This is a genomic window from Pseudomonas sp. Van50 (genome assembly GCF_055390755.1).
The window spans coordinates 3,068,184-3,088,000 of record NZ_AP024343.1; the positions used below are offsets into that span (position 1 = coordinate 3,068,184).

The 19,817-nt window shown below is 60.9% G+C and carries 20 protein-coding genes; 10 read left to right on the forward strand and 10 right to left on the reverse strand.

All coding sequences use genetic code 11. The features are described 5' to 3' along the window. Positions 1-15: 15 nt before the first annotated feature. The 6 genes from ACZ5M5_RS13470 to xylA all read right to left on the reverse strand — a co-directional run bounded on the left by ACZ5M5_RS13470 (position 16) and on the right by xylA (position 7,476). Complete coding sequence (locus ACZ5M5_RS13470; RefSeq protein WP_060742689.1) at positions 16-291, reverse strand: hypothetical protein; 276 nt, start codon at positions 289-291, stop codon at positions 16-18. Between the two features lie 626 nt (positions 292-917). Further along, positions 918-2,057 carry an epoxide hydrolase family protein gene (locus ACZ5M5_RS13475; RefSeq protein ID WP_464739198.1) on the reverse strand — a complete coding sequence of 380 codons (1,140 nt, stop codon included), beginning with the start codon at positions 2,055-2,057 and terminating at the stop codon, positions 918-920. A gap of 19 nt (positions 2,058-2,076) precedes the next feature. Beyond that, a complete protein-coding gene (locus tag ACZ5M5_RS13480) occupies positions 2,077-3,213 on the reverse strand; it encodes a sugar ABC transporter permease (protein ID WP_192260771.1) in 1,137 nt (378 codons plus the stop codon). Beyond that, the gene (xylG, locus tag ACZ5M5_RS13485; protein WP_060742686.1) at positions 3,214-4,770 is read right to left on the reverse strand and encodes a D-xylose ABC transporter ATP-binding protein; all 1,557 of its coding nucleotides are present in this window, start codon (positions 4,768-4,770) and stop codon (positions 3,214-3,216) included. 183 nt (positions 4,771-4,953) lie between these two features. After that, positions 4,954-5,955, reverse strand: coding sequence for a D-xylose ABC transporter substrate-binding protein (gene xylF, locus ACZ5M5_RS13490; protein ID WP_464739199.1), 1,002 nt, complete (start codon positions 5,953-5,955; stop codon positions 4,954-4,956). Positions 5,956-6,159: 204 nt separating this feature from the next. Then, positions 6,160-7,476 (reverse strand): xylose isomerase, encoded by a 1,317-nt coding sequence (gene xylA / locus ACZ5M5_RS13495; RefSeq protein WP_060742685.1) that lies wholly within the window; start codon positions 7,474-7,476, stop codon positions 6,160-6,162. Between the two features lie 155 nt (positions 7,477-7,631). Here xylA and ACZ5M5_RS13500 point away from each other — a divergent pair, with 155 nt between their 5' ends. The 4 genes from ACZ5M5_RS13500 (at position 7,632) to ACZ5M5_RS13515 (ending at position 11,642) form a co-directional block, all read left to right on the forward strand. Next, a complete protein-coding gene (locus ACZ5M5_RS13500) occupies positions 7,632-8,819 on the forward strand; it encodes a XylR family transcriptional regulator (RefSeq protein WP_464739200.1) in 1,188 nt (395 codons plus the stop codon). Between the two features lie 78 nt (positions 8,820-8,897). Beyond that, complete coding sequence (locus ACZ5M5_RS13505) at positions 8,898-10,025, forward strand: saccharopine dehydrogenase NADP-binding domain-containing protein (RefSeq protein ID WP_464739201.1); 1,128 nt, start codon at positions 8,898-8,900, stop codon at positions 10,023-10,025. A gap of 2 nt (positions 10,026-10,027) precedes the next feature. Then, on the forward strand, positions 10,028-10,522 hold the full coding sequence (locus tag ACZ5M5_RS13510; RefSeq protein WP_464739202.1) for a DUF2269 family protein: 495 nt from the start codon (positions 10,028-10,030) through the stop codon (positions 10,520-10,522). A gap of 184 nt (positions 10,523-10,706) precedes the next feature. Further along, positions 10,707-11,642, forward strand: a complete 936-nt coding sequence (locus tag ACZ5M5_RS13515) for a hypothetical protein (protein WP_103309814.1) — start codon at positions 10,707-10,709, stop codon at positions 11,640-11,642. 30 nt (positions 11,643-11,672) lie between these two features. On the opposite strand, the gene ACZ5M5_RS13520 is transcribed toward ACZ5M5_RS13515, so the two are convergent. Further along, positions 11,673-11,912, reverse strand: a complete 240-nt coding sequence (locus ACZ5M5_RS13520; RefSeq protein WP_060742680.1) for a hypothetical protein — start codon at positions 11,910-11,912, stop codon at positions 11,673-11,675. Between the two features lie 152 nt (positions 11,913-12,064). On the opposite strand from ACZ5M5_RS13520, the gene ACZ5M5_RS13525 reads away from it, so the two are divergent. Beyond that, entirely contained in the window at positions 12,065-12,406 is a 342-nt protein-coding gene (locus tag ACZ5M5_RS13525) for a hypothetical protein (protein WP_060742679.1), read from the forward strand. Positions 12,407-12,589: 183 nt separating this feature from the next. On the opposite strand, the gene ACZ5M5_RS13530 is transcribed toward ACZ5M5_RS13525, so the two are convergent. Continuing rightward, positions 12,590-13,498, reverse strand: a complete 909-nt coding sequence (locus ACZ5M5_RS13530; RefSeq protein WP_060742678.1) for a LysR family transcriptional regulator — start codon at positions 13,496-13,498, stop codon at positions 12,590-12,592. A 124-nt stretch (positions 13,499-13,622) separates the two neighbouring features. On the opposite strand from ACZ5M5_RS13530, the gene ACZ5M5_RS13535 reads away from it, so the two are divergent. Beyond that, entirely contained in the window at positions 13,623-14,375 is a 753-nt protein-coding gene (locus ACZ5M5_RS13535; protein WP_060742677.1) for an SDR family oxidoreductase, read from the forward strand. A 146-nt stretch (positions 14,376-14,521) separates the two neighbouring features. Here ACZ5M5_RS13535 and ACZ5M5_RS13540 read toward each other — a convergent pair whose 3' ends face one another. After that, positions 14,522-15,424, reverse strand: coding sequence for a LysR family transcriptional regulator (locus tag ACZ5M5_RS13540; RefSeq protein ID WP_464739203.1), 903 nt, complete (start codon positions 15,422-15,424; stop codon positions 14,522-14,524). Between the two features lie 92 nt (positions 15,425-15,516). Here ACZ5M5_RS13540 and ACZ5M5_RS13545 point away from each other — a divergent pair, with 92 nt between their 5' ends. From ACZ5M5_RS13545 to ACZ5M5_RS13560, 4 genes are all read left to right on the forward strand, one after another. Continuing rightward, positions 15,517-16,524, forward strand: coding sequence for an aldo/keto reductase (locus tag ACZ5M5_RS13545; protein ID WP_464739204.1), 1,008 nt, complete (start codon positions 15,517-15,519; stop codon positions 16,522-16,524). A gap of 112 nt (positions 16,525-16,636) precedes the next feature. Continuing rightward, entirely contained in the window at positions 16,637-17,431 is a 795-nt protein-coding gene (locus tag ACZ5M5_RS13550; RefSeq protein WP_092165566.1) for a DeoR/GlpR family DNA-binding transcription regulator, read from the forward strand. Between the two features lie 118 nt (positions 17,432-17,549). Further along, entirely contained in the window at positions 17,550-18,476 is a 927-nt protein-coding gene (locus tag ACZ5M5_RS13555) for a Gfo/Idh/MocA family protein (protein ID WP_454250637.1), read from the forward strand. A 15-nt stretch (positions 18,477-18,491) separates the two neighbouring features. After that, the gene (locus ACZ5M5_RS13560) at positions 18,492-19,187 is read left to right on the forward strand and encodes a tRNA (adenine(22)-N(1))-methyltransferase (protein ID WP_464739205.1); all 696 of its coding nucleotides are present in this window, start codon (positions 18,492-18,494) and stop codon (positions 19,185-19,187) included. Positions 19,188-19,339: 152 nt separating this feature from the next. On the opposite strand, the gene ACZ5M5_RS13565 is transcribed toward ACZ5M5_RS13560, so the two are convergent. Next, positions 19,340-19,717: a hypothetical protein gene (locus tag ACZ5M5_RS13565; protein WP_060742671.1), complete on the reverse strand. Its 378-nt coding sequence runs from the start codon at positions 19,715-19,717 to the stop codon at positions 19,340-19,342. Positions 19,718-19,817 lie beyond the last annotated feature (100 nt).

Here is a 19,817-nt window from a genome sequence, read left to right on the forward strand (position 1 = left end):
CGCTCCCACAATGGCTCAGCCTTCGAGCCCGCGCCGCTCGATCACGCCGAACACATCCGCCACATCCTGCACCAGGATCCGAGCGACATTGGTGAGGGTGTTGATGTCGTTCGTTGCCGAATCACGCAGGCTGCTGCACGCCACCAAGGTCAGGTAGTCGAGCGTGGCGTGCAGGCGTTCGCTGGCACAGGCATGGAGTTCGGGCAGTGGGGCGTGGGTGTCGATCAGCAGGACGGGGTGGGTGGTGGCGGTTTGGGTGAGAGGTGTGAAGCGTTGATCGCGTTGATTCATGGCAATAGTTACTCATTCTTCGTATCAAGAAAAAGCTACTTCGATCCGCTGCGAAACGAATGGGTGGTAGCTGCGCGTGGGTTCGCAGACCGAGGATACGAAGGAACCCGGCAGACCCGAAGATCTCCCACACACAGCCACCATAAGATGACGTCGAACGCCAAAGGCGCTCATTGTCACTTTTATGATGCTTGGTTGCTACCGTATCTGTCGGGCTGCGAAACCCAGCCACTGACCAAAGCCAGCGACGAACCCAACGATAGAAGTCGATCCCGGTACCCACAACCGGCCTGTAGGACGCCCCGCACCCCGTGGCGAGGGAGCTTGCTCCCGCTCGGCTGCGCAGCAGTCGCAAAACCGGCGCCTGCGCAGTACCTGGAGAAAAGAGGCGCCTGTTTTGGGGCCGCTTCGCGCCCCAGCGGGAGCAAGCTCCCTCGCCACAGGGTGTAAATTCCTACGGGATTTTCGGACCGCCTCTTGCCGCTAGCACTGATGTGCGCGGATTTCTGTGGGAGCAAAGCTTGCTCGCGATGCAGGCGCCTCGTTTCCCCGGAAGACCGCGTCATCTTCATCGCGGGCAAGCCTTGCTCCCACAGGAGGCTTGAGGTGAGTTTTTTCGGACTTTTCTAGCGACAGTCCCGGAAAAACGCCCTGATATCCTCCGCCAACAACGCCGGCTGTTCCAACGCGGCAAAGTGACCACCCCGAGGCATCTCGGTCCAGCGTTTCACCTCGCAGCAACGCTCCACCCAGCTCCGTGGTGGCATGGGCAGCTCCCTAGGAAACAGCGCCACTCCAACCGGCGGCTTCAAACGTTCGCCGCTGTTGAACTGCAACGGCCGCTTGCTGCCCTCCACGTATTGGCGAAACGACGAGCCGATACAGTGCGTCAGCCAGTACAGCGTCACATTGGTCAGTAACCAATCTCGGTCAATCGCGGGGCTGTCATCACACCAGGACAGGATCTTTTCCCCCATCCACGCCAATAGCCCAGCCGGGGAGTCATTCAGGCCTACCGCCAGGCTCTGGGGTTTGGTTCGCTGAATGTGCCCGTAGGCGCCTTCGGCATCGGCAAATGCCGCCGCGCGTTGCAGGAAGGCCGTTTCTACCTCGGTCAGCGCTGGCGCGTTTTCGCCCAGGGGAGGGCGATAGGAACCCGGAATATAGTTGAGGTGAATGCCTGTCACCCGCTCGGGATAACGCACGCCCAACCACATCGAAACGCCCGCGCCAATGTCCCCGCCCTGGGCGCCGAACCGTTCATAACCCAGCCCGCTCATCAACTCACTCCACAAGCCCGCCACTTCATAGGGCCCCATGCCGGATTGCTGGAACGGTGCGGAAAAGGTGTAGCCGGGCAGCGACGGCACCACCACATCGAAAGTGTCCGCAGGATCACCCCCATGGCGGGCCGGGTCCGTCAGCAGCGGGATGATGCGCTGCATTTCGATGAACGAGCCGGGCCAGCCATGGGTAAGGATCAACGGTCTCGGACTCGGCCCGACGCCACGTTGATGAATGAAGTGCACCCTTTGCCCACCGATGTCGGCGACAAATTGCGGCAAGCGATTCAACGCTGCTTCCTGAGCGCGCCAATCGAACGCGGTCGACCAATGTGCGAGAAGCGCCCGAAGCACATCCAGGTCTATGCCTTCGCTCCAGCCTTGGTCGGCCAAGGGCTCAGGCAACCTTGTGTTCAACAGACGGTGCCGAAGGTCTTCAAGGGCGCCTTCAGGGATATCGATGGCGAACGGTTCGATGATCATGCTTGCTGTCCCCTGATTATTAACGCCGCCCCGTCCGCGTACTCACATCCACCCACACCGCCAGCACCAGAATGCTGCCTTTGACGATCATCTGCCAATAACTGTCGACGTCGAGCATCGACATGCCGTTGTCCAGGCTGGTGATCACCAGCGCGCCGAGGAGGGCGCCGTAGACGGTGCCGGAACCGCCGCGCATGGAGGTGCCGCCGATGAAGCAGGCGGCGATGGCGTCGAGTTCGCCCATGTTGCCGGCCGAGGGTGAGCCGGCGGCCAGGCGTGCGGTGTTGACCACGCCGGCGAGGGCGCACATCACGCCCATGATGCCGAAGATCCACAGCTTTACCGCTTGCACGTTGATGCCGGACAGGCGCGTGGCTTCCATGTTGCTGCCCACCGAGTAGACCCGTCGGCCGAACACGGTCTGGCTGGTGACGTAGCTGAACACGCCCAGCAGGATCAGCAGGAGCAGCACCGGTACCGGGATGCCGTCGTAGCTGTTGAGGGTATAGACGAACCCGGCCAGCACCGCGCCGATCACCACCACGCGCAACACGTCACGCACCAGGGAGTGAGCCGCCAGGCCATGGAGGGCGCGGTTGCGCCGCTGTTTCCAGGTCAGGAACAAGGTCAGGGCGAAGAGCAGGATGCCTAGCCCGGTCCCGACCGTGTGCGGCAAATAACCTTGGCCGATGTAGACCAGTTCCGGTGACACCGGGGCAATGGTGGTGCCGCCGGTCACCCCCAGCAGGACGCCGCGAAACGCGAGCATGCCCCCCAGCCCGACAATGAACGATGGAATACGCAGGTAGGCGGTCATGTAGCCGTTGCCCAAGCCGATCACCAGACCGCACAAGGCCACCAGGCTCAAGTTCGCCAGCAGCGGGATGTGATAAACCACATCGAGGATCGCCGCCAGGCCCCCCAGCAGCCCAAGCAGCGAGCCCACCGACAGGTCGATCTCGCCGCTGATGATCACCAGCACCATGCCACAGGCGAGAATCCCGGTGATGGACATCTGCCGCAGCAGGTTGGAGAGGTTGCGCGGGGTCACGAACCCACCCTCGGTCTGCCAACTGAAGAACAGCCAGATCAGCGCCACGGCGATCACCAGCGCGAGCATTTTGTAGCGGGAAAACAGCTGTTTGACCTGATTCATCTACGCGGACTTCCGATCATTATTGTTATGGCCATCGGGATGGCTGAGCGCGGCGGCGAGCACCTGTTCCTGGGTGAGTTCGTGGTTGATGAAGTCGCCGCGCAACTGGCCGTCGCCGATCACCAGGACGCGGTCGGAGACCCCCAGCACCTCGGCCAGCTCCGAGGACACCATGATGATCGACACGCCTTCGGCCGCCAGGGCGCCCATCAGCTTGTAGATCTCATACTTGGCGCCGACGTCCACGCCGCGGGTCGGTTCGTCGAGGATCAGCACGCGGGGTTTGGTCAGGAGCATTTTCGCCAACACGGCTTTTTGCTGGTTGCCGCCGGAGAGGCTGGTGATCGGCAGGAACGGGCTCGCGGTCTTGAGGTGCATGCGCGCGATTTCTTTGTCGATGCTGCCCAGTTCAGCTTCGGCGTCGATGCGGGTCAGTTTCGAGTAGTTGTCCAGCACCGCCAGGGTGATGTTCTGGCCCACTCCGAGGTCTGGAATGATGCCTTGGCGCTTGCGGTCTTCGGGGACCATGCACAGGCCGGCGCGGATCGACTTGAGCGGCGTGCGCGTGTCGATTTGCTGGCCGTTGAGCCAGACTTCGCCTTCGTAGCGGCCGGGGTAGGCGCCGAACAGCGCCGAGACCAGTTCCGTACGCCCGGCGCCGACCAGTCCGGCGATGCCAAGGATTTCCCCGCGCTTGAGGACGAAGGAAATATCGTCGACCCGTTTGCGCCTGGGGTTGTCGACGTCGTAGCAGGTGACGTGGCGCGCCTCGAAAATCACCTCGCCGATGTCATGGGGTTCGGTGGGGTAGAGGTTGCTCATTTCCCGTCCGACCATCTGGGTGATGATCTTCGGAATGTCCATGTCGGTCATGGCGGTGGTGGCGATGTGTTTGCCGTCGCGGATCACCGAAATGGTGTCGCACACGGCGGCCACTTCATCGAGCTTGTGGGAGATGTACACGCAGGCAACGCCCTTGGCCTTGAGGTCGCGGATGATGTCCAGCAGCACCTCGATTTCCGAGCGGGTCAGGGCCGAGGAGGGCTCGTCGAGGATTAGCAGCCGTGCCTGCTTGTTCAGTGCCTTGGCGATCTCCACCAATTGCTGGTAGCCACCGCCGTACTGGGAAACCGGCAGCGACACGTTCATGTCCGGGACCTTGAGTTCACGCATCAAGGCTTCGGCGCGGTGGATCATCGCCGGGTAGTTCATGCGCCCGCCGGGCAGCGTCAGCTCGTGGCCCATGAAAATGTTTTCCGCCACCGACAGGTCGGGGACGAGGGTCAGTTCCTGGTGAATGATGACGATCCCGGCGGCTTCGGTTTCGCTGATGGACTGCGCCTTGAGCGGCTGGCCGTCCCAAATGATCTCGCCTTCCCAGGTGCCGTGGGGATAGACCGCCGACAACACTTTCATCAGCGTGGATTTGCCCGCGCCGTTTTCACCGCACAGGCCGACGCATTCCCCGGGCCTGACCTTGATATCGATGCCGTTCAGGGCTTTGACACCACCAAAGGTTTTGACGATGCCGTTCATTTGCAGCAGGTAGTCGGACATGGCAGGACTCATGAGAGTGGGCTCACACATACGCAGGAACCCTGAAGTCAATCAGCCCCCTGTGGGAGCGAGCTTGCTCGCGATAGCGGTGTTTCAGCTTGCACCCATATTGGATGGGCTGCCGCCATCGCGAACAAGCTCGCTCCCACAGGGACTTTGCTTAACCCAGGATGTGCACCCAGGTCACTGCCCGGCGATCTGCGCCTTGGTATAGAACCCGTCCTTTTCCAGCAGGTCGATGTTGTCCTTGGTCAACGGCGTAGGGGTGAGCAGGATGGTGTCGACTTTCTTGCTGCCATTGTCGTATTGCGAGCTGAAGGTCGGTTTCTCGTTACGCGCCAGTTGCACCGAGAGCTTGGCGGCTTCGGAGGCAATCAGTTTCAGTGGCTTGTAGACGGTCATGGTCTGGGTGCCATCGATCACGCGCTTGACCGCCGCGAGGTCGGCGTCCTGGCCCGAGATCGGCACCTTGCCGGCCATTTTCTGTGCGGCCAGGGCCTGGATGGCGCCGCCGGCGGTGGCGTCGTTGGAGGCGACGATGCCATCGATCTTGTTGTTGTTCCGGGTCAGGGCGTTTTCCACGATGCTCAAGGCTTCGGTGGGGTTCCATTCCTTCACCCACTGCTGGCCGACAATTTTGATGTCACCCTTGTCGATGGCCGGTTGCAGGACTTTCATCTGGCCTTCGCGCAGGACCTTGGCGTTATTGTCCGTGGGCGCGCCACCGAGCAGGAAGTAATTGCCCTTGGGCGCGGCTTTCAGCACGCCACTGGCCTGCATCTCGCCGACCTTTTCGTTATCGAAGGAAATGTAGGCGTCGATATCGGCATTGAGGATCAGTCGATCGTAGGACACGACCTTGATCCCGACCTTCTTGGCTTCGGCGACGGCGTTGGTCAGCACGGTGGCGTTGAACGGCACGATGACGATCACATCGACGCCACGGGAGATCAGGTTTTCGATCTGCGAGATCTGCTTCTGCTCGTTGGCATCGGCAGACTGGACGAAGACCTTGGCGTCGAGTTTTTCCGCCGCCGCGACGAAGTAGTCACGGTCCCGCGACCAGCGTTCCAGGCGCAGGTCATCGATGGAGAAACCGATTTTCGGATGGGCCGCATCGGCCATGACCGGAAGCGAGAGCAGGGCGAGGGCGCCGGCGAGCAGGGTACGTTTGAATGTTTTCATGTAGTGCGTCCTTTTATTGTTGTTTGAAAGACACTGCCTGACGATGAGCGTGATACCGGGTAGAACTGTAGAGCGTTGCAGGACACCGTGGGCACAGATTTGTCGCGAGAATGTAACGGCCTCTTTGATGGGGCAGACAAATCAGTTTGTTCTTCCGGGGGCTGCTTCGCAGCCCAGCGGGGATAAATCCCCTCGCCACATTTGTCAGGGGTAGATAAACCGATTGACCACGTTCTCGAGCATTTCCTGGCGACCGCTGACAGCCTGGGGATTGAGCTCGTTGGTAAAGGCGTGCTCGGCCAACGATTCCAGGCTGAAGTCGCCGGCCAGCACCGCCTTGCCAAACGGTTGCTGCCAGCCCGCGTAGCGCTGGTCCTTGAACTGTTGCAACTGATCGTTCTGGACCATGGCTGCCGCGCGCTCCAGGGCGAGGGCGAGGACGTCCATGGCGGCGACATGGCCGTGGAACAGGTCTATATCGTCCACGCTCTGGCGCCGGACCTTGGAGTCGAAGTTGAACCCGCCATTGCCGAACCCGCCAGCCTTGAGGATTTCGTAGGTGGCCAGGGTCATTTCTTCGACGCTGTTGGGGAACTGGTCGGTGTCCCAGCCGTTTTGCGGATCGCCGCGGTTGGCGTCGATGCTGCCGAAGATCCCCAGGGAGACGGCTGTGGCGATCTCGTGGTGGAAGCTGTGCCCGGCGAGGGTGGCGTGGTTGGCTTCGATGTTGACCTTGATCTCGTTTTCCAGGCCGAACTGCTGCAGGAAGCCGAACACCGTGGCACTGTCGTAATCGTACTGGTGCTTGGTCGGCTCCTGGGGCTTGGGTTCGATCAGCAGGTCGCCTTTGAAGCCGATCTTGTGCTTGTGCTCGACCACCATGCGCATGAACCGGCCCAGTTGCTCGCGCTCGTGTTTCAAATCGGTATTGAGCAGGGTTTCGTAGCCTTCGCGACCGCCCCACAATACGTAGTTGGCGCCTTTGAGGCGTTGGGTGGCGTTCATGGCGCTGAACACCTGGGCGGCGGCGCAGGCGAACACTTCCGGATCGGGGTTGCTGGCGGCGCCTGCGGCAAAGCGTGGGTTGCTGAAGCAGTTGGCGGTGCCCCACAGCAGCTTGATCCCGGTCTGCTCCTGATGGCGTTCCAGGTGGTCGATCATCTGGGCGAAGTGGTTGCGGTACTCCTTGAGCGAGCCACCTTCCGGGGCGACATCGGTGTCGTGGAAGCAGTAGTAGTCGATGCCCAGCTTGGAGAAGAACTCGAAGGCCGCTTCGGCCTTGCCGATGGCCACTTCCATCGGATCCCCGGCGTGCTGCCACGGGCGCTTGAACGTGCCGGCACCGAACACATCCGACCCCGGCCAGACGAAGGTATGCCAATAGCAGACCGCCATGCGCAGGTGTTCGCGCATGGGTTTGCCGAGCACCAGTCTGTTGGCGTCGTAGTGACGGAAGGCAAGCGGCGAATCGCTGGCGGGGCCCTCGTAGCGAATCTTGTCGACACCGGGGAAGTACGGCATGTGCGGGTTTCCTTTTTATTCTTGGCGGTGTCTCGATACTAACGCCGGCCCCGTGGCTGCTGATTATGAAAATCACCAACGGGCAGTTCGATTTTGAGTATTGAGATTCGCCGGCCGCGCGCCTAGTCTGTGTCCACCGGCACAGGGTTAAACCAATGAAAACCGTCCCGCCCGTTCACCGCATCGCGCTGTTGTTCAACGGCAGCAAGATCTACGACCGCGGCATCATCAGCGGTATCGGCAACTACTTGAGCAGCACGCGTGCGTCCTGGGACTTGTTTCTCGAGGAGGATTTTCTCTGCCGCTTGAAAGGCATCGAGCGCTGGCAGGGCGACGGGATCATTGCCGACTTCGACGACCCGCTGATCGGCGAGGCGCTGGCCGGGATCAAGCTGCCGGTGGTGGCGGTGGGCGGTTCCTATCAGGATGAACGCGCCTACCCGAAGGGCATCCCCTATGTCGCCACCGACAATGACGCGTTGATGAGGTTGGCCTACGAGCACCTGATCGAGGCCGGGCTGACCCGCTTCGCCTGTTTCAGCCTGCCTGAAGCACAAGCCAATCGCTGGGCCCAGGAACGGGAGAAAGCCTTTCGCCGGCTGGTGCAGCGCGACGGCCTGCAGGCCGAAGTCTATCGCGGCATGGGCACCAGCGCACCGCTCTGGGACAGCGCCGTCGAACAGCAGATCGCCTGGTTGCAAAGCCTGCCCAAGCCCATCGGCATCATCGCCGTCAGCGACGCCCGCGCCCGGCAACTGCTGCAAGCCTGCCTGACCGCCGGGATCGCCGTGCCGGAGCAAGTGGCGTTGATCGGCATCGACAACGACCCGCTGACCCGCAGCCTGACGCGGGTGCCGTTGAGCTCGGTGATCCAGGGCACCGAGACCATGGGTCGGACCGCCGCACGCCTGCTCCACCAAATGCTGCACGGCATGCCGTCCACGGGCACACAGATTCTGATCCCACCAGATGCGATCAATGTGCAGGTGTCGAGCCTGCATCAACCGTTGGGCAACCCTTATGTCATGCAGGCACTGCTCTTCATCCGCCAATACGCCTGCCAGGGCATCAAGACGGCCCAGGTGGCGGCTTATGTAGGGATATCGCGCTCATCGCTGGAAGCGCATTTTCGCAAGGAGCGGGGCTGCAGCGTCCACGATGAAATCCTGCGCTTCAAACTGACCGCCGCCGCCAACGGGCTGGAAAACACCGACGCACCGATTGCCGACATCGCCCAGAATTGCGGCTTCAAATCGGCGCAATACCTGCACACGGTGTTTCGCCGCGAATTCGGCTGCACGCCCCGGGAGTATCAGCAGGGGGCTAGTGCGGGAACTCAATGATCTGCCACAAGGGCTACACCACCGCGTCGTCCTTGTGGCAAGGTTGCGGGCTTCATCGAATATTTAGGGACGGATGGAATGACGCTCAGGGTCATGGTGGTCGGTGGGTATGGAAATTTCGGCAGTATCGTTTCCAGGCACCTGGTGGTGATGCCAGGCGTACAGTTGGTGATTTCGGGGCGCGACGCCCAAAAACTGCAGCGCAAAGTCGATGAGTTGAACGCCCGATCGGGCATGGCATGTGAAAGCTGGTGCGGCGACGCCATGGGCCCAGGCTTCAAATCTGTCCTTGGCTTGATGAACATCCAATGGGTCATTCATACCGGCGGCCCCTTTCAAGGGCAATCCTATGCCGTCGCCGAGAGCTGCATCGACGCCGGCGTGAATTACTGCGACCTGTCGGACAGCAGAGCCTTCGTCACCGGCATTAGCGCACTCGACACCCGGGCAAAACAGGCAGGCGTGGCGATCCTCAGTGGTTGCAGCTCAGTGCCAACGCTCTCGGCCGCCCTCATTGATCAGCAGCGGCATCGGTTTAAACGCATCGACACGATCGAGCATGGTATTTCTTCTTCGGCCAAAATGCCGGGCTTGTCTACCGTCGAAGGCGTTCTCGCCTATGCGGGCAAGCCGATCAAGCAACTCAGGAATGGCCGGGTGCATGAGGTTCTGGGATGGCAGGATCTGACGCTTCGCAGAATGCGCTACATGGGCACCCGGGTACTGGCCAATGTCGACGTGCCGGACATGGATATCTTCGCCAGCCGCTATGGCGCCCTGAACCTGAGCTTCAAGGCCGGCGCAGGCCTGAAGCTCGGCGGCATTGCCAACTACCTGCTGGCCCAGGCAATGAGGATGGGGCTGGTGCGCGACCATCTCCCTTGGGCGGCCAGGCTTCATCGGTGTGGGCTCTGGTTCGAACGACTTGGCGATGGAAAAAGCGCAATGTACATCGATGTCCATGGTATCGGTGCCGACGGCGAGCCGCTGTCGTTGAACGTGCAGCTCACCGCCATGAACGACAAAGGGCCGGAAATTCCCAGCTGTGCAGCCGTTGCCTTGGCGGCGAAAATCGCCCAAGGGTATCTGCCCGAACCCGGAGCTCGGGCCTGTGTGGGTGAAATCACCGTCGACGAATACATGGCCGCCATCAACGATCCGCAAAACCTCAGCCTGTCTGTGCATTTCTCTGACGGGCAGGGTTGACCATGCTCTATCTGTGCTTGAAGTACATCCATGTGATCGCTGCCATTTTCCTGTTCGGCTTCGGCATGGGATCCTACCTCTACCTGATCGCCGCCAGCCGCACCGCCAATCCGCAGGTCATTGCCTATGTGGCCAGGACGGTTGTCCGGTTCGATACCTGGATTACCACGCCGGCGGGTTTCATTCAGATAGTGACGGGTTACCTGCTAACGAGACTGGCCGGACTTCCCCTGACTACGGAATGGATCATGACGTCGTTGATCATTTTCCTGTGCGTGGGGGCGTTGTGGCTGCCTGTGCTGGTGTTCCAGAAGCGGTTATACGTGATGGCGTCGAGCGCGCTAGGGGATGGGCGCACGCTCGATGATCGATACTCAACCGTGTATCAGAAGTGGTTCTGGATGGGGGTTCTGGGCTTTTTGGGGATGTTTGTCATTGTGTCGATCATGGTGACGAAGATGACGCCACAGCAGTGGATCGAGCGACTACTGGTCTAAATATCGATCCGTTCCGCCGGGTTGTTCCCAGGCGTGGATATCTTCAAGAAACGTCGTTCGTGATCCGGATGCTCGAACAGGACCACTGTCTAGCCTGGCTTGAGCAAGGGGCGGGTGAAGCGAGTTTGGGCGATGGGCATGAACGTGTGTCTAACACGATGACTTCAAGGACAAGATCCGATCCATGAACGATGACACCTACACCCAGTACATGCGTTTCCAGACGCCCGATCCTGACATCGGCCCTCGGGAGCGGGCGCCGATGCTTGCTCAGGAGCTGGCCTGGGCGCGTGAGCGTGCGACCATGCATCGCTTCAGCTGGGTCATGGTGCTGGTGCCGCCGTTGTGCCTGGGCCCGGTGTTGCCGGGCATCGCGTTTTTGCTGGGGCTGCTGGTCTATCAGGGGTTATCCGCCCCAGGCGTCGACCTTGACCGGATCGTGGGGGATTCCCTTGGCTGGCTTGTGCTCGTCACCTTGCTGTTCATGGCTGCCTGGGGCCTGCATAATTACTTGCGCGATAAGCGCGACCCGACCAAGCGATATTGGCAATCGATGCCCGATCAAGGGCTGGTCGAGCTCGAACACCACACCCTCATCCGCGGCATCAGCCTGTGGTCCAACGACTATGACCCGGACTGCAACACCCTCATGCAATGGACCGACGGCAAGCTGAAATGCGTGCAGGACAGCGGTGTGTCGCAATGGATTCTGGCCAAGACCGCGGCGGGGTACTGGCTGGTGCTCAAGGAGCAGTTCTCAGGGGACTTCAGCTACGGGCGAGTAGGGCAAATGCCGGCGCCGGACAAGCTGCTGCAACCCCAGCAGCAACTGGCGATGGCTTTCGCCCCCGGCACGAACCTGCAGTTGGGCCGGCGTTTCGACGGTGCGCCGATGCCATTGGTGGATACGCCGTACTGGATGTCTGCCGATGAACTCAAGCGTCTGGAGGAGGCCGCCCATCACTGGAAGTTTTTACCGCCGAACCGCTATGGGGTGGTCAATGACCAGGACGCCGCCTGGGTGCAACGGCTGGTGGACAGGGCGCAAGCCAGTGTCGGGCCGCAGCCGGCGAGCGATCGCAGCCCAGCCCGGCGGGAGCAATCGCCCTCGACACCCTGAATCGAACACATTCCCGGAATGTCCGGCCGGTCACTGAAGCCAGGTGTCCACCACCCGCCGATCCAGCTCCTCCCAATCCGCCATGCCCAATACCCGAGTGGTATTCAATCCACGCAGATAACCGCGCAGTTGATTGGCCGTGGCCCGCTTGAGCTCCGGGTCGGGTTCTGTGTTGCTCAACAGCACGCTTTCGTACTGGATCAAGTAGTCAGCCACTCGTTCACGGAAGTCGGGCAATACCGAGTCGCGAATCAGATCAAACGTTCTCATGGATAGTCCTCATCAATCTTTCTCGGCTTGCAACTATTGCTAGGAGTAATAGTGACCATTACGAAATGCAAGTTCTGCTTTGCCGGCAATCATTGGAAAATCAGCGCCATCGAACACGCAGCCCCGTATTTTTATTTTCAGGACCTCAACCCATGCGCCGTTTATTTCTGCTTTCCCTGGCGTTTTCCCCATTGTTGCTGGCCGGTTGTGCCTCGGCACCGAACGATCCGACCCTGACCTTGCAGACCAGCAAGACGCCGGCCCAATACGCCGAATGCGTCGTACCGAAATTGCAGGGCAATGCCTTGAACCCGATGGTCTCGCAGACCCAGCGCAGCTACCGCATCGTGGTGCCGAGCAAAGTCTCGGCGGACAACGTGCTGGAAGCCTACAAGGCCGGCGACGGCGGCAAGGTATTCATCTACGAGCGGCACTTGCTGGCCTCCAACCTCCTGCCTTCGAGTTTCGAACGCGCCGCACAGGAATGCATCTGACCGGCCCGTAAACGCTTTTCACCGTGCTCCTTTGGTTGGCCGCAACCAACCAATTCCCTTGCCCCGCACCGTCCTCGGTCGCGGGGCTTTTTTTTTGTTTGACGATGACTCCAGCCCGGTATTTCGGCCCGGTCAGCGTAGCCTTAGGCAAGAGCGTCAGGGGGCACGTTTTGTCGTCTTGTCTTATAGCGTCGGCAAAGGGGTGCTGCCGTTCAAGGCTGGAATCTTTGAAAACACGTCAGCCATGAAGTCCATGAACACGATAGCCCGCGTGGGGAGCAGTCTATTGGCGACATAAACCATCTGCACGGGGACAGGGGGAGCCGCATGGTCGGTGAGAATGAACTGTAATCTCCCGCTGTTCAGCCCACCCTCAAACAGCCACGCAGGTCCATGCGCCACACCCAGGCCTGCCACGACTGCCGCACTGACAGCGTCGGGCGAGTTGACCCTGAGCCTGCCGGCAATCGGAATGTCCGCGTCACGGAATCGCCAGGTCGCCCCGGACGACAGTAAGGTGTAGATGATGCAGTCGTGGTCGCGCAGATCATCCGGGGTCTGCGGAACTCCGCGTTTAGCCAAGTAGTCCTTGCTGGCGACGAAGACCCGGTCGTACCACCCAAGACGCCGGGCGCGCAAGGAGCTGTCCTCCAGTTGTCCTATGCGAATGGCGAGTTCGGTACCTTCATTGACCAGGTCTACGTATCGATCGTTGAGTTGGAGATCCAAGATCAATTGAGGGTAGCGCTCCAAAAAGGCCGGCACATGCGGCAGCACAAACGCGTGTGCGAGAGCTGTCGGACAGGCTACGCGCAAGAGCCCCGATGGCTCGACGCTGTTCCTGAAGGACGATTCGGATTCATCCACCGCATCCAGGATGCGCCGGATGTCCGCATAGTAGCGTTCGCCCTCCGGCGTCAAGGATAGCTTGCGCGTAGACCGGTGGAGCAAGCGCGTCTGCAAATGATCCTCCAGAGCCGCTACATAGCGGCTTACATTGGGTTGCCCCAACCCTAGATCGCGCCCTGCCGCCGAAAAGCTCCCGGTTTCTACAGCACGCGCGAAGCATGTCATCAAAAGAAATCGGTCCACTTCTCCACCTCGATTCATGCTTGATTTGCATGAATCATATACGAATAGGCAGTCTTATCCGATTCGGAGCATGAGCGCATATTTCTCCATGTCGACCGCAGTGGTCATTCACCGGAGAATTCAAATGTCCCGCTTGCAAGGTAAACGTACACTCATCACTGGCGGCACCAGTGGCATCGGGCTGGAAACGGCAAAGCAGTTCCTGGCGGAGGGTGCTCGCGTGATCGTCACGGGCGTCAACCCCGATTCGATTGCAAAGGCCCAGGCAGAATTGGGCCCGGAAGTGCCGGTGTTGCGCGCCGACTCGGCCAGCGTTGCAGCACAAAAGGAGTTGGCACAAGTCATCAAGGAACACTACGGCCAACTCGACGTTGCCTTCCTCAATGCCGGCGTATCCGTCTGGCGGCCCATTGAGGAATGGACGGAAGACATGTTCGACCGCATTTTCGACATCAACGTCAAAGGGCCATACTTCCTGATGCAGGCGCTGTTGCCGGTCTTCGCAAATCCTGCTTCCGTAGTGTTGACCACTTCCGTAAGCGCGCATGCAGGGGCAGATCGCTCGTCCGTGTATGCCGCAACGAAGGCCGCATTGCTGAACATGTCGAAGACGCTCTCGACCGAATTGCTAGGCCGTGGCATCCGTGTCAATGCAGTGAGCCCTGGCCCCGTCGAGACTCCGCTTTACGACAAGGCAGGTATTCCGGACGCTTACCGCGAGCAGATTAACCAAGCGATCACGGCAACCATTCCGCTTGGCCGCTTCGGTACCTCCGACGAGGTGGCCAAAGCAGTGCTGTATCTGGCATCCGACGAATCGCGCTGGACGGTCGGCTCTGAAATCGTCCTTGACGGCGGCCGCCTGCTGAATGGCTAAGCGCGCGGCTCAAGAGTTGCGCGAATGCAACATCGCCTGGGCCGAGTTAATCAGGTACTGAACGCCCGTCTCAGCACTTGGCGACGAACGAGTCCAATCCAGACTGTGCAAACAGCGGTACGCGGGAAACTTCTGCCGCTGTTTCCTCAGGTTAGCCAATCGTCCGCCCGGATGAACTCGATGAGCGCTTTCAGGGCCGGCGGTACATGGCGTCGGCTGGGGTAATAGAGAAAAAACCGGCTTGGCGGCGCTTTCCATTGCGCGAGCAGTTCCGTGAGATGCCCATTGCGGAGGTCGTCGCGTGCCAGCTCCTCGTAGACGTAGGCAATCCCGGCGCCATCTTTCGCCGCCTGGATCATCAGCGCATCGTCTTCAAGAATGAGCGGGCCGGTGACGGACAACCGGATCGGTTGTCCCTCTGCCTGATACTCCCAAGCGTAGAGTTTGCCGCTGGGGAAGCGCCGGGCGATGCAGGCATGCTCGAGCAAGTCCCGTGGAGCCTGGGCGATTCCCTTCGTGGCCAGGTAGGTTGGCGCGGCTACGGTCACGAACGATTGAGGGGGGCCGACAGGGACGGCGATCATGTCGCCGGCCAGGCTTTCGCCAAAGCGCACGCCGGCGTCAAAGCCGCCGTTGACGATATCGGTCAAGCCATCATCGCTGACCAGGTCCAGTTGAATGCGGGGATACCTGGCCACGAACGGCGCGAGCACCTCGGCAAATACTGCACGCGCCGCCGGACGCGCCACGTTGAGGCGAAGCTTGCCGGCGGGCACATCCTGCAACGAGGTCAATTGGGCCAAGGCATCGGCAACCTGCTGCAGGGTAGGGGCCAGTGTTGCCAATAGCTGGTGGCCGGCCTCGGTCGGGGTAACGCTGCGCGTGGTGCGGTTGAGTAGCCTGACACCCAGGCGTGCTTCCAGGGCTCGCATGGCGTGGCTCAATGCCGAGGCCGAAACGCCACGCTCGTCGGCGGCCTTGCGAAAGCTGCGATGGCGAGCGACGGCGGCAAAGGCATCCAGTTCGGAAAGATCGGGGTGCTGACTCATGAATAAAGTTCAGTAGTTCAAATAAGATTACCCATCTTATCGTCATGAGATCCCTCGCGGATACTGCCCACATCATCTGTGGAGAACTCGCTATGCAAAAGAATCGTCTTGGATCATCGGACTTGCTGATTTCGCCCATTGGCCTGGGAACCTGGGCCATTGCTGGCACCGGCTGGGAATACAGCTGGGGTGCACAGGACGACGAGGACAGCCTCGGTGCCCTTGAATATGCCGTTGAACGCGGGGTGAACTGGATCGATACGGCGGCGGTTTATGGTTTGGGCCATGCCGAGCAACTGGTCGGGCAGCTGTTGCGGCGGCTGCCGGCTTCGCAGCGCCCGTTGGTGTTCACCAAGGGCAGTCTGGTCTGGGACCCGGTCACCAAGGCGATCTCACACTCGCTGGCGCCTCGATCGTTGCTCGCCGAGGTCGAGGCAAGCTTGCGCCGACTGCAAGTCGAAACCATCGACCTTTATCAGATTCACTGGCCGGCCTTTCCTGCCGACGGCAGCAGTGAAGGGCTCGAGAAGGCGCTTTCGGCGTTGGCCACCGCCCGCGAACAGGGGAAAATTCGCGCCATCGGCGTCTCCAATTTCGATGTCGCGCAACTCAAGCGGGCCCAGGCGGTAACCGAGATCGTTTCACTTCAGCCGCCTTATTCCGCCTTGATGCGGGACATCGAGCAAGACGTCCTGCCATTTTGCGAGCAGGCGGGAATGGGTGTCTTGGCCTATTCCACTCTCCAATCGGGGCTGCTTTCCGGCAGCATGACGCGCGAACGCATCGCCCAGTTGCCCGACGACGATTGGCGCAAGGCGCGAAGCGCCGACTTCCAGGAGCCTCGCTTGAGCGCGAACCTGGCGCTGGTCGAGGTCTTGGCCGGTATTGGCGAACGGCACGGGGTCAGTGCGGCGGCAGTCGCCATCGCTTGGGTGCTGCGCAAGCCGGTGGTGACCGGTGCCATCGTCGGAGCCCGTCGCCGCGGGCAGGTCGACGGGCTGATTGCCGGCGCGCAGTTGCGCCTCAGTGCCGAGGAGATCGAAGAAATTCGACCCTTCCTGCCAGTGGGCATGGGCACGAATGTCCCAGGGAGCGCTTGACCGTTTATCGTGCAGGCGCTCGCTGGAATGAGCGGGTTTGACGCTTTGCTGCATAACCGGCACTATCTGCTCGTTGATGATCATTAGTGCTCGTTTATGCAGGTTGTATCTCATGACTTCTCCCCACGAAGCGTTCCCCGGCGAACGCCAGCAATTGATCAGCCAGCGTCTCGCCCGGTATGGCCGGGTGATCGCGGCGGACCTGGCCAGCGAATTCAATGTGTCCGAACACTCGATCCGGCGTGACCTGGGGGTATTGGCAGCGGCGGGGTTATGCAAGCGTGTTTATGGCGGCGCGATACTTGTGCCGGCTGCCGAAGGGTCGCTGGATGTACGCGTGCGTAAAGACCCGGCACGCAAGGGCAGCCTCGGCCAAGCGGCCGCTGCATTGCTGCGCGCGGGCCAGCACGTGTTCATCGATGCCGGGTCGACCAACCTGGCGATTGCTGGCGCCATCGATCCGAGCCTTCAGTTGACCCTCTCCACCAATTCGCCGTTGATTGCGGTGCAGTTGATGAAATTGCCCCGTGCCGAAGTCATTCTCCTGGGAGGGCGCTTGAATCCAATCGCCGGTGGTGTGATCGGGCTGACGGCGGTGGAGCAACTGCGCCAGTTCAGTTATGACGTGTGTTTTCTGGGTGCCTGCGCCATCGATCCAGACAATGGGGTCACGGCATTCGGCCTGGAGGACGCAGAGTTCAAGCGCGCAGTGGTGGCGGCGAGTGGGCAAGTGATTACCGCAGTGACCAACGAAAAGTTGTCCAGCGTCGCTCATTATCAGGTGGTTTCTTGTGAGGAGGTCGCCGCCCTGGTGGTGGAGCACGATGCGCCACGTGAGCGGCTGGAGCCCTTCTACGGGCGGGTGACCAACGTCGTGACGAGTGTCCGTGAACAGCGGCGTAGCTGATGCCTTTGCGGCGCCGGGCTGGGCAATCAGGTAGATACTGCGCGGCCCCCATTGTCCGCCAGGCGATTTGCGTCTAGTTTGCTGGCCGATCACAAGTACAAAAAATCAGGAGTCATCGATGCAACCGATTCGTCTCGGCCTGGTGGGCTACGGCAAGATTGCCCAGGATCAACACGTTCCAGCCATCCTCGCCAACCCCGCGTTCCAACTGGTGGCAGTCGCCACGCAAGGGCAGCCCTGCGCCGGGGTGGAGAACTTCCGATCCCTGGGCGAGCTGCTCGAAAACGGCCCGCACGTCGATGCGATTGCGTTTTGCACACCGCCGCAAGGCCGATTCGCCCTAGTGCAACAGGCGCTGGCGGCCGGTAAACACGTTCTGGTGGAAAAGCCGCCGTGCGCCACGTTGGGTGAAGCCATGGCCTTGGTGGAGCAGGTTCGCGAGCAAGGCGTCAGCGGCCTGTTCGCCTGGCATTCCCGTTACGCCCCGGGCATCGCGGCTGCCCGTGACTGGCTGGCCAGTCGCACCTTGCACAGCGTGCAGATCGATTGGAAAGAAGACGTGCGCAAGTGGCACCCCGGCCAGGCGTGGATCTGGCAACCCGGCGGCCTGGGGGTTTTCGATCCCGGCATCAACGCGTTGTCGATTGCGACTCATCTGTTGGCGCTGCCGTTGTTCGTGGAGTCCGCCGAGTTGCGCGTGCCGGACAACTGCCAGTCGCCGATTGCCGCCAGCATCAAGATGGCTGATGCGCGTCACCTCGATATCCGGGCGGAGTTCGATTTCGACCATGGCCATGACGAGCTCTGGAGCATCGAGATTCGCTGCGCCGAAGGCGTCCTGCGCCTGGACAACGGCGGCGCGCTGTTGAGCATCGACGGTGTGCGCCAGGCCGTCTCCGAGGAAGGCGAGTACGCCGCAGTGTATCGACATTTTCAGCAACTGATCAACGACAAGGCCAGCGACATGGACCTGCAGCCACTGCGGTTGGTCGCGGACAGCTTCTTTGTCGGCAGTCGGACGGCGGTCGAGCCGTTCTACGATTAACCCAAGGAACTGCAGTTGAACGAACAGACATTGTCCATGCGCCTGGAGCGCGTGGCGGCGCATATGCCGGCGGGGGCGCACCTGGCCGATATCGGCTCGGATCACGCGTACCTTCCGGTGGCCTTGTTGCGTCGTGGCGTCATTGCGACGGCGGTGGCCGGCGAGGTGGCGTTGACGCCGTTGCGCGCCGCCGAACGCACCGTGGGCGAGAATGGCCTGGAGCAGAGGATCAGTGTGCGTCTGGCCAACGGCCTGGCGGCAATCGAGCCGGAAGACGGGATCACCGCGATCAGCCTCTGCGGCATGGGCGGCGAGACGATCCGCGACATCCTCGACAGCGGCAAGGCACGGCTGAGCGGGCACGAGCGGCTGATTCTGCAACCCAACGGTGGCGAACAACCGCTGCGTCAATGGCTGATGGAAAACGGCTACCGCATCCTTTGCGAGGAAGTGCTGCGGGAAAACCGCTTCTACTACGAGATCATCGTCGCCGAGCGCGCCGGGCCAGTGACGTACACCACCGAGGAGCTGTACTTCGGCCCGCTGCAGATGCAAGCGCGAACCCCGACTTTCCTGGCCAAGTGGCAGCGCCTGCTGCGCCAGAAACAAAAGACCCTCTCCAGCTTCGCCAAGGCACACCAAGCCGTGCCCGAAGAGAAGCGGCAAGACATTGCCCGGCAAATCCGGTGGATCAGCGCGCTGTTGGCTTGAGTTGCATTGAGGTTGGATGTGCGGACGTCATCGCGAGCAAGCTCGCTCCCACAGGGCGTTGCGCAAGTCCCTTTTGTGGGAGCGAGCTTGCTCGCGATGAGGCCATCAGTGACTTCACTGATTCGAGAACTGCCGCCTTCTCCGGCTGCCGACTATCGTCCCATCAGGGGGTAGTGCTTGATACGACACGGATGCGAGTTACCGTCGCCTTTACAGATGCCATCCAGGTAGCGGTAGTCCACCCGTACCGACTGCCCTTTGCCGGGCCATTGCCGGCGGGGGAGCGTGGCTTGGTAGTCCGGGGTTTCCGGGGTGAAGGTCAACAGTGAGCCTTGCGCAGGACACTCCACCGAGGCGGATTTCGGCCTGGCTTTCACGATCTGCGCCTGAAGTTGCGGGTAGGGTTGTTTCAGGACCTCGACGATACGCAGCTCCATCTGGCAGATCTGCCACGTCGAGGCCTGAAGGGACTCCCAGGGGAGTGGGAGTGTCAGGGCAAACAGTCCGAGGCAGGTTGCGTGAATTTTCATTATTGCTCTTGTTTGAGGTGCTGACGTTTGCGAAATCATAGCCTGGCATTGTAGCCATCAGGAGGGTGATGGCACTATGCCGAAAACCCCCAGAGCGATA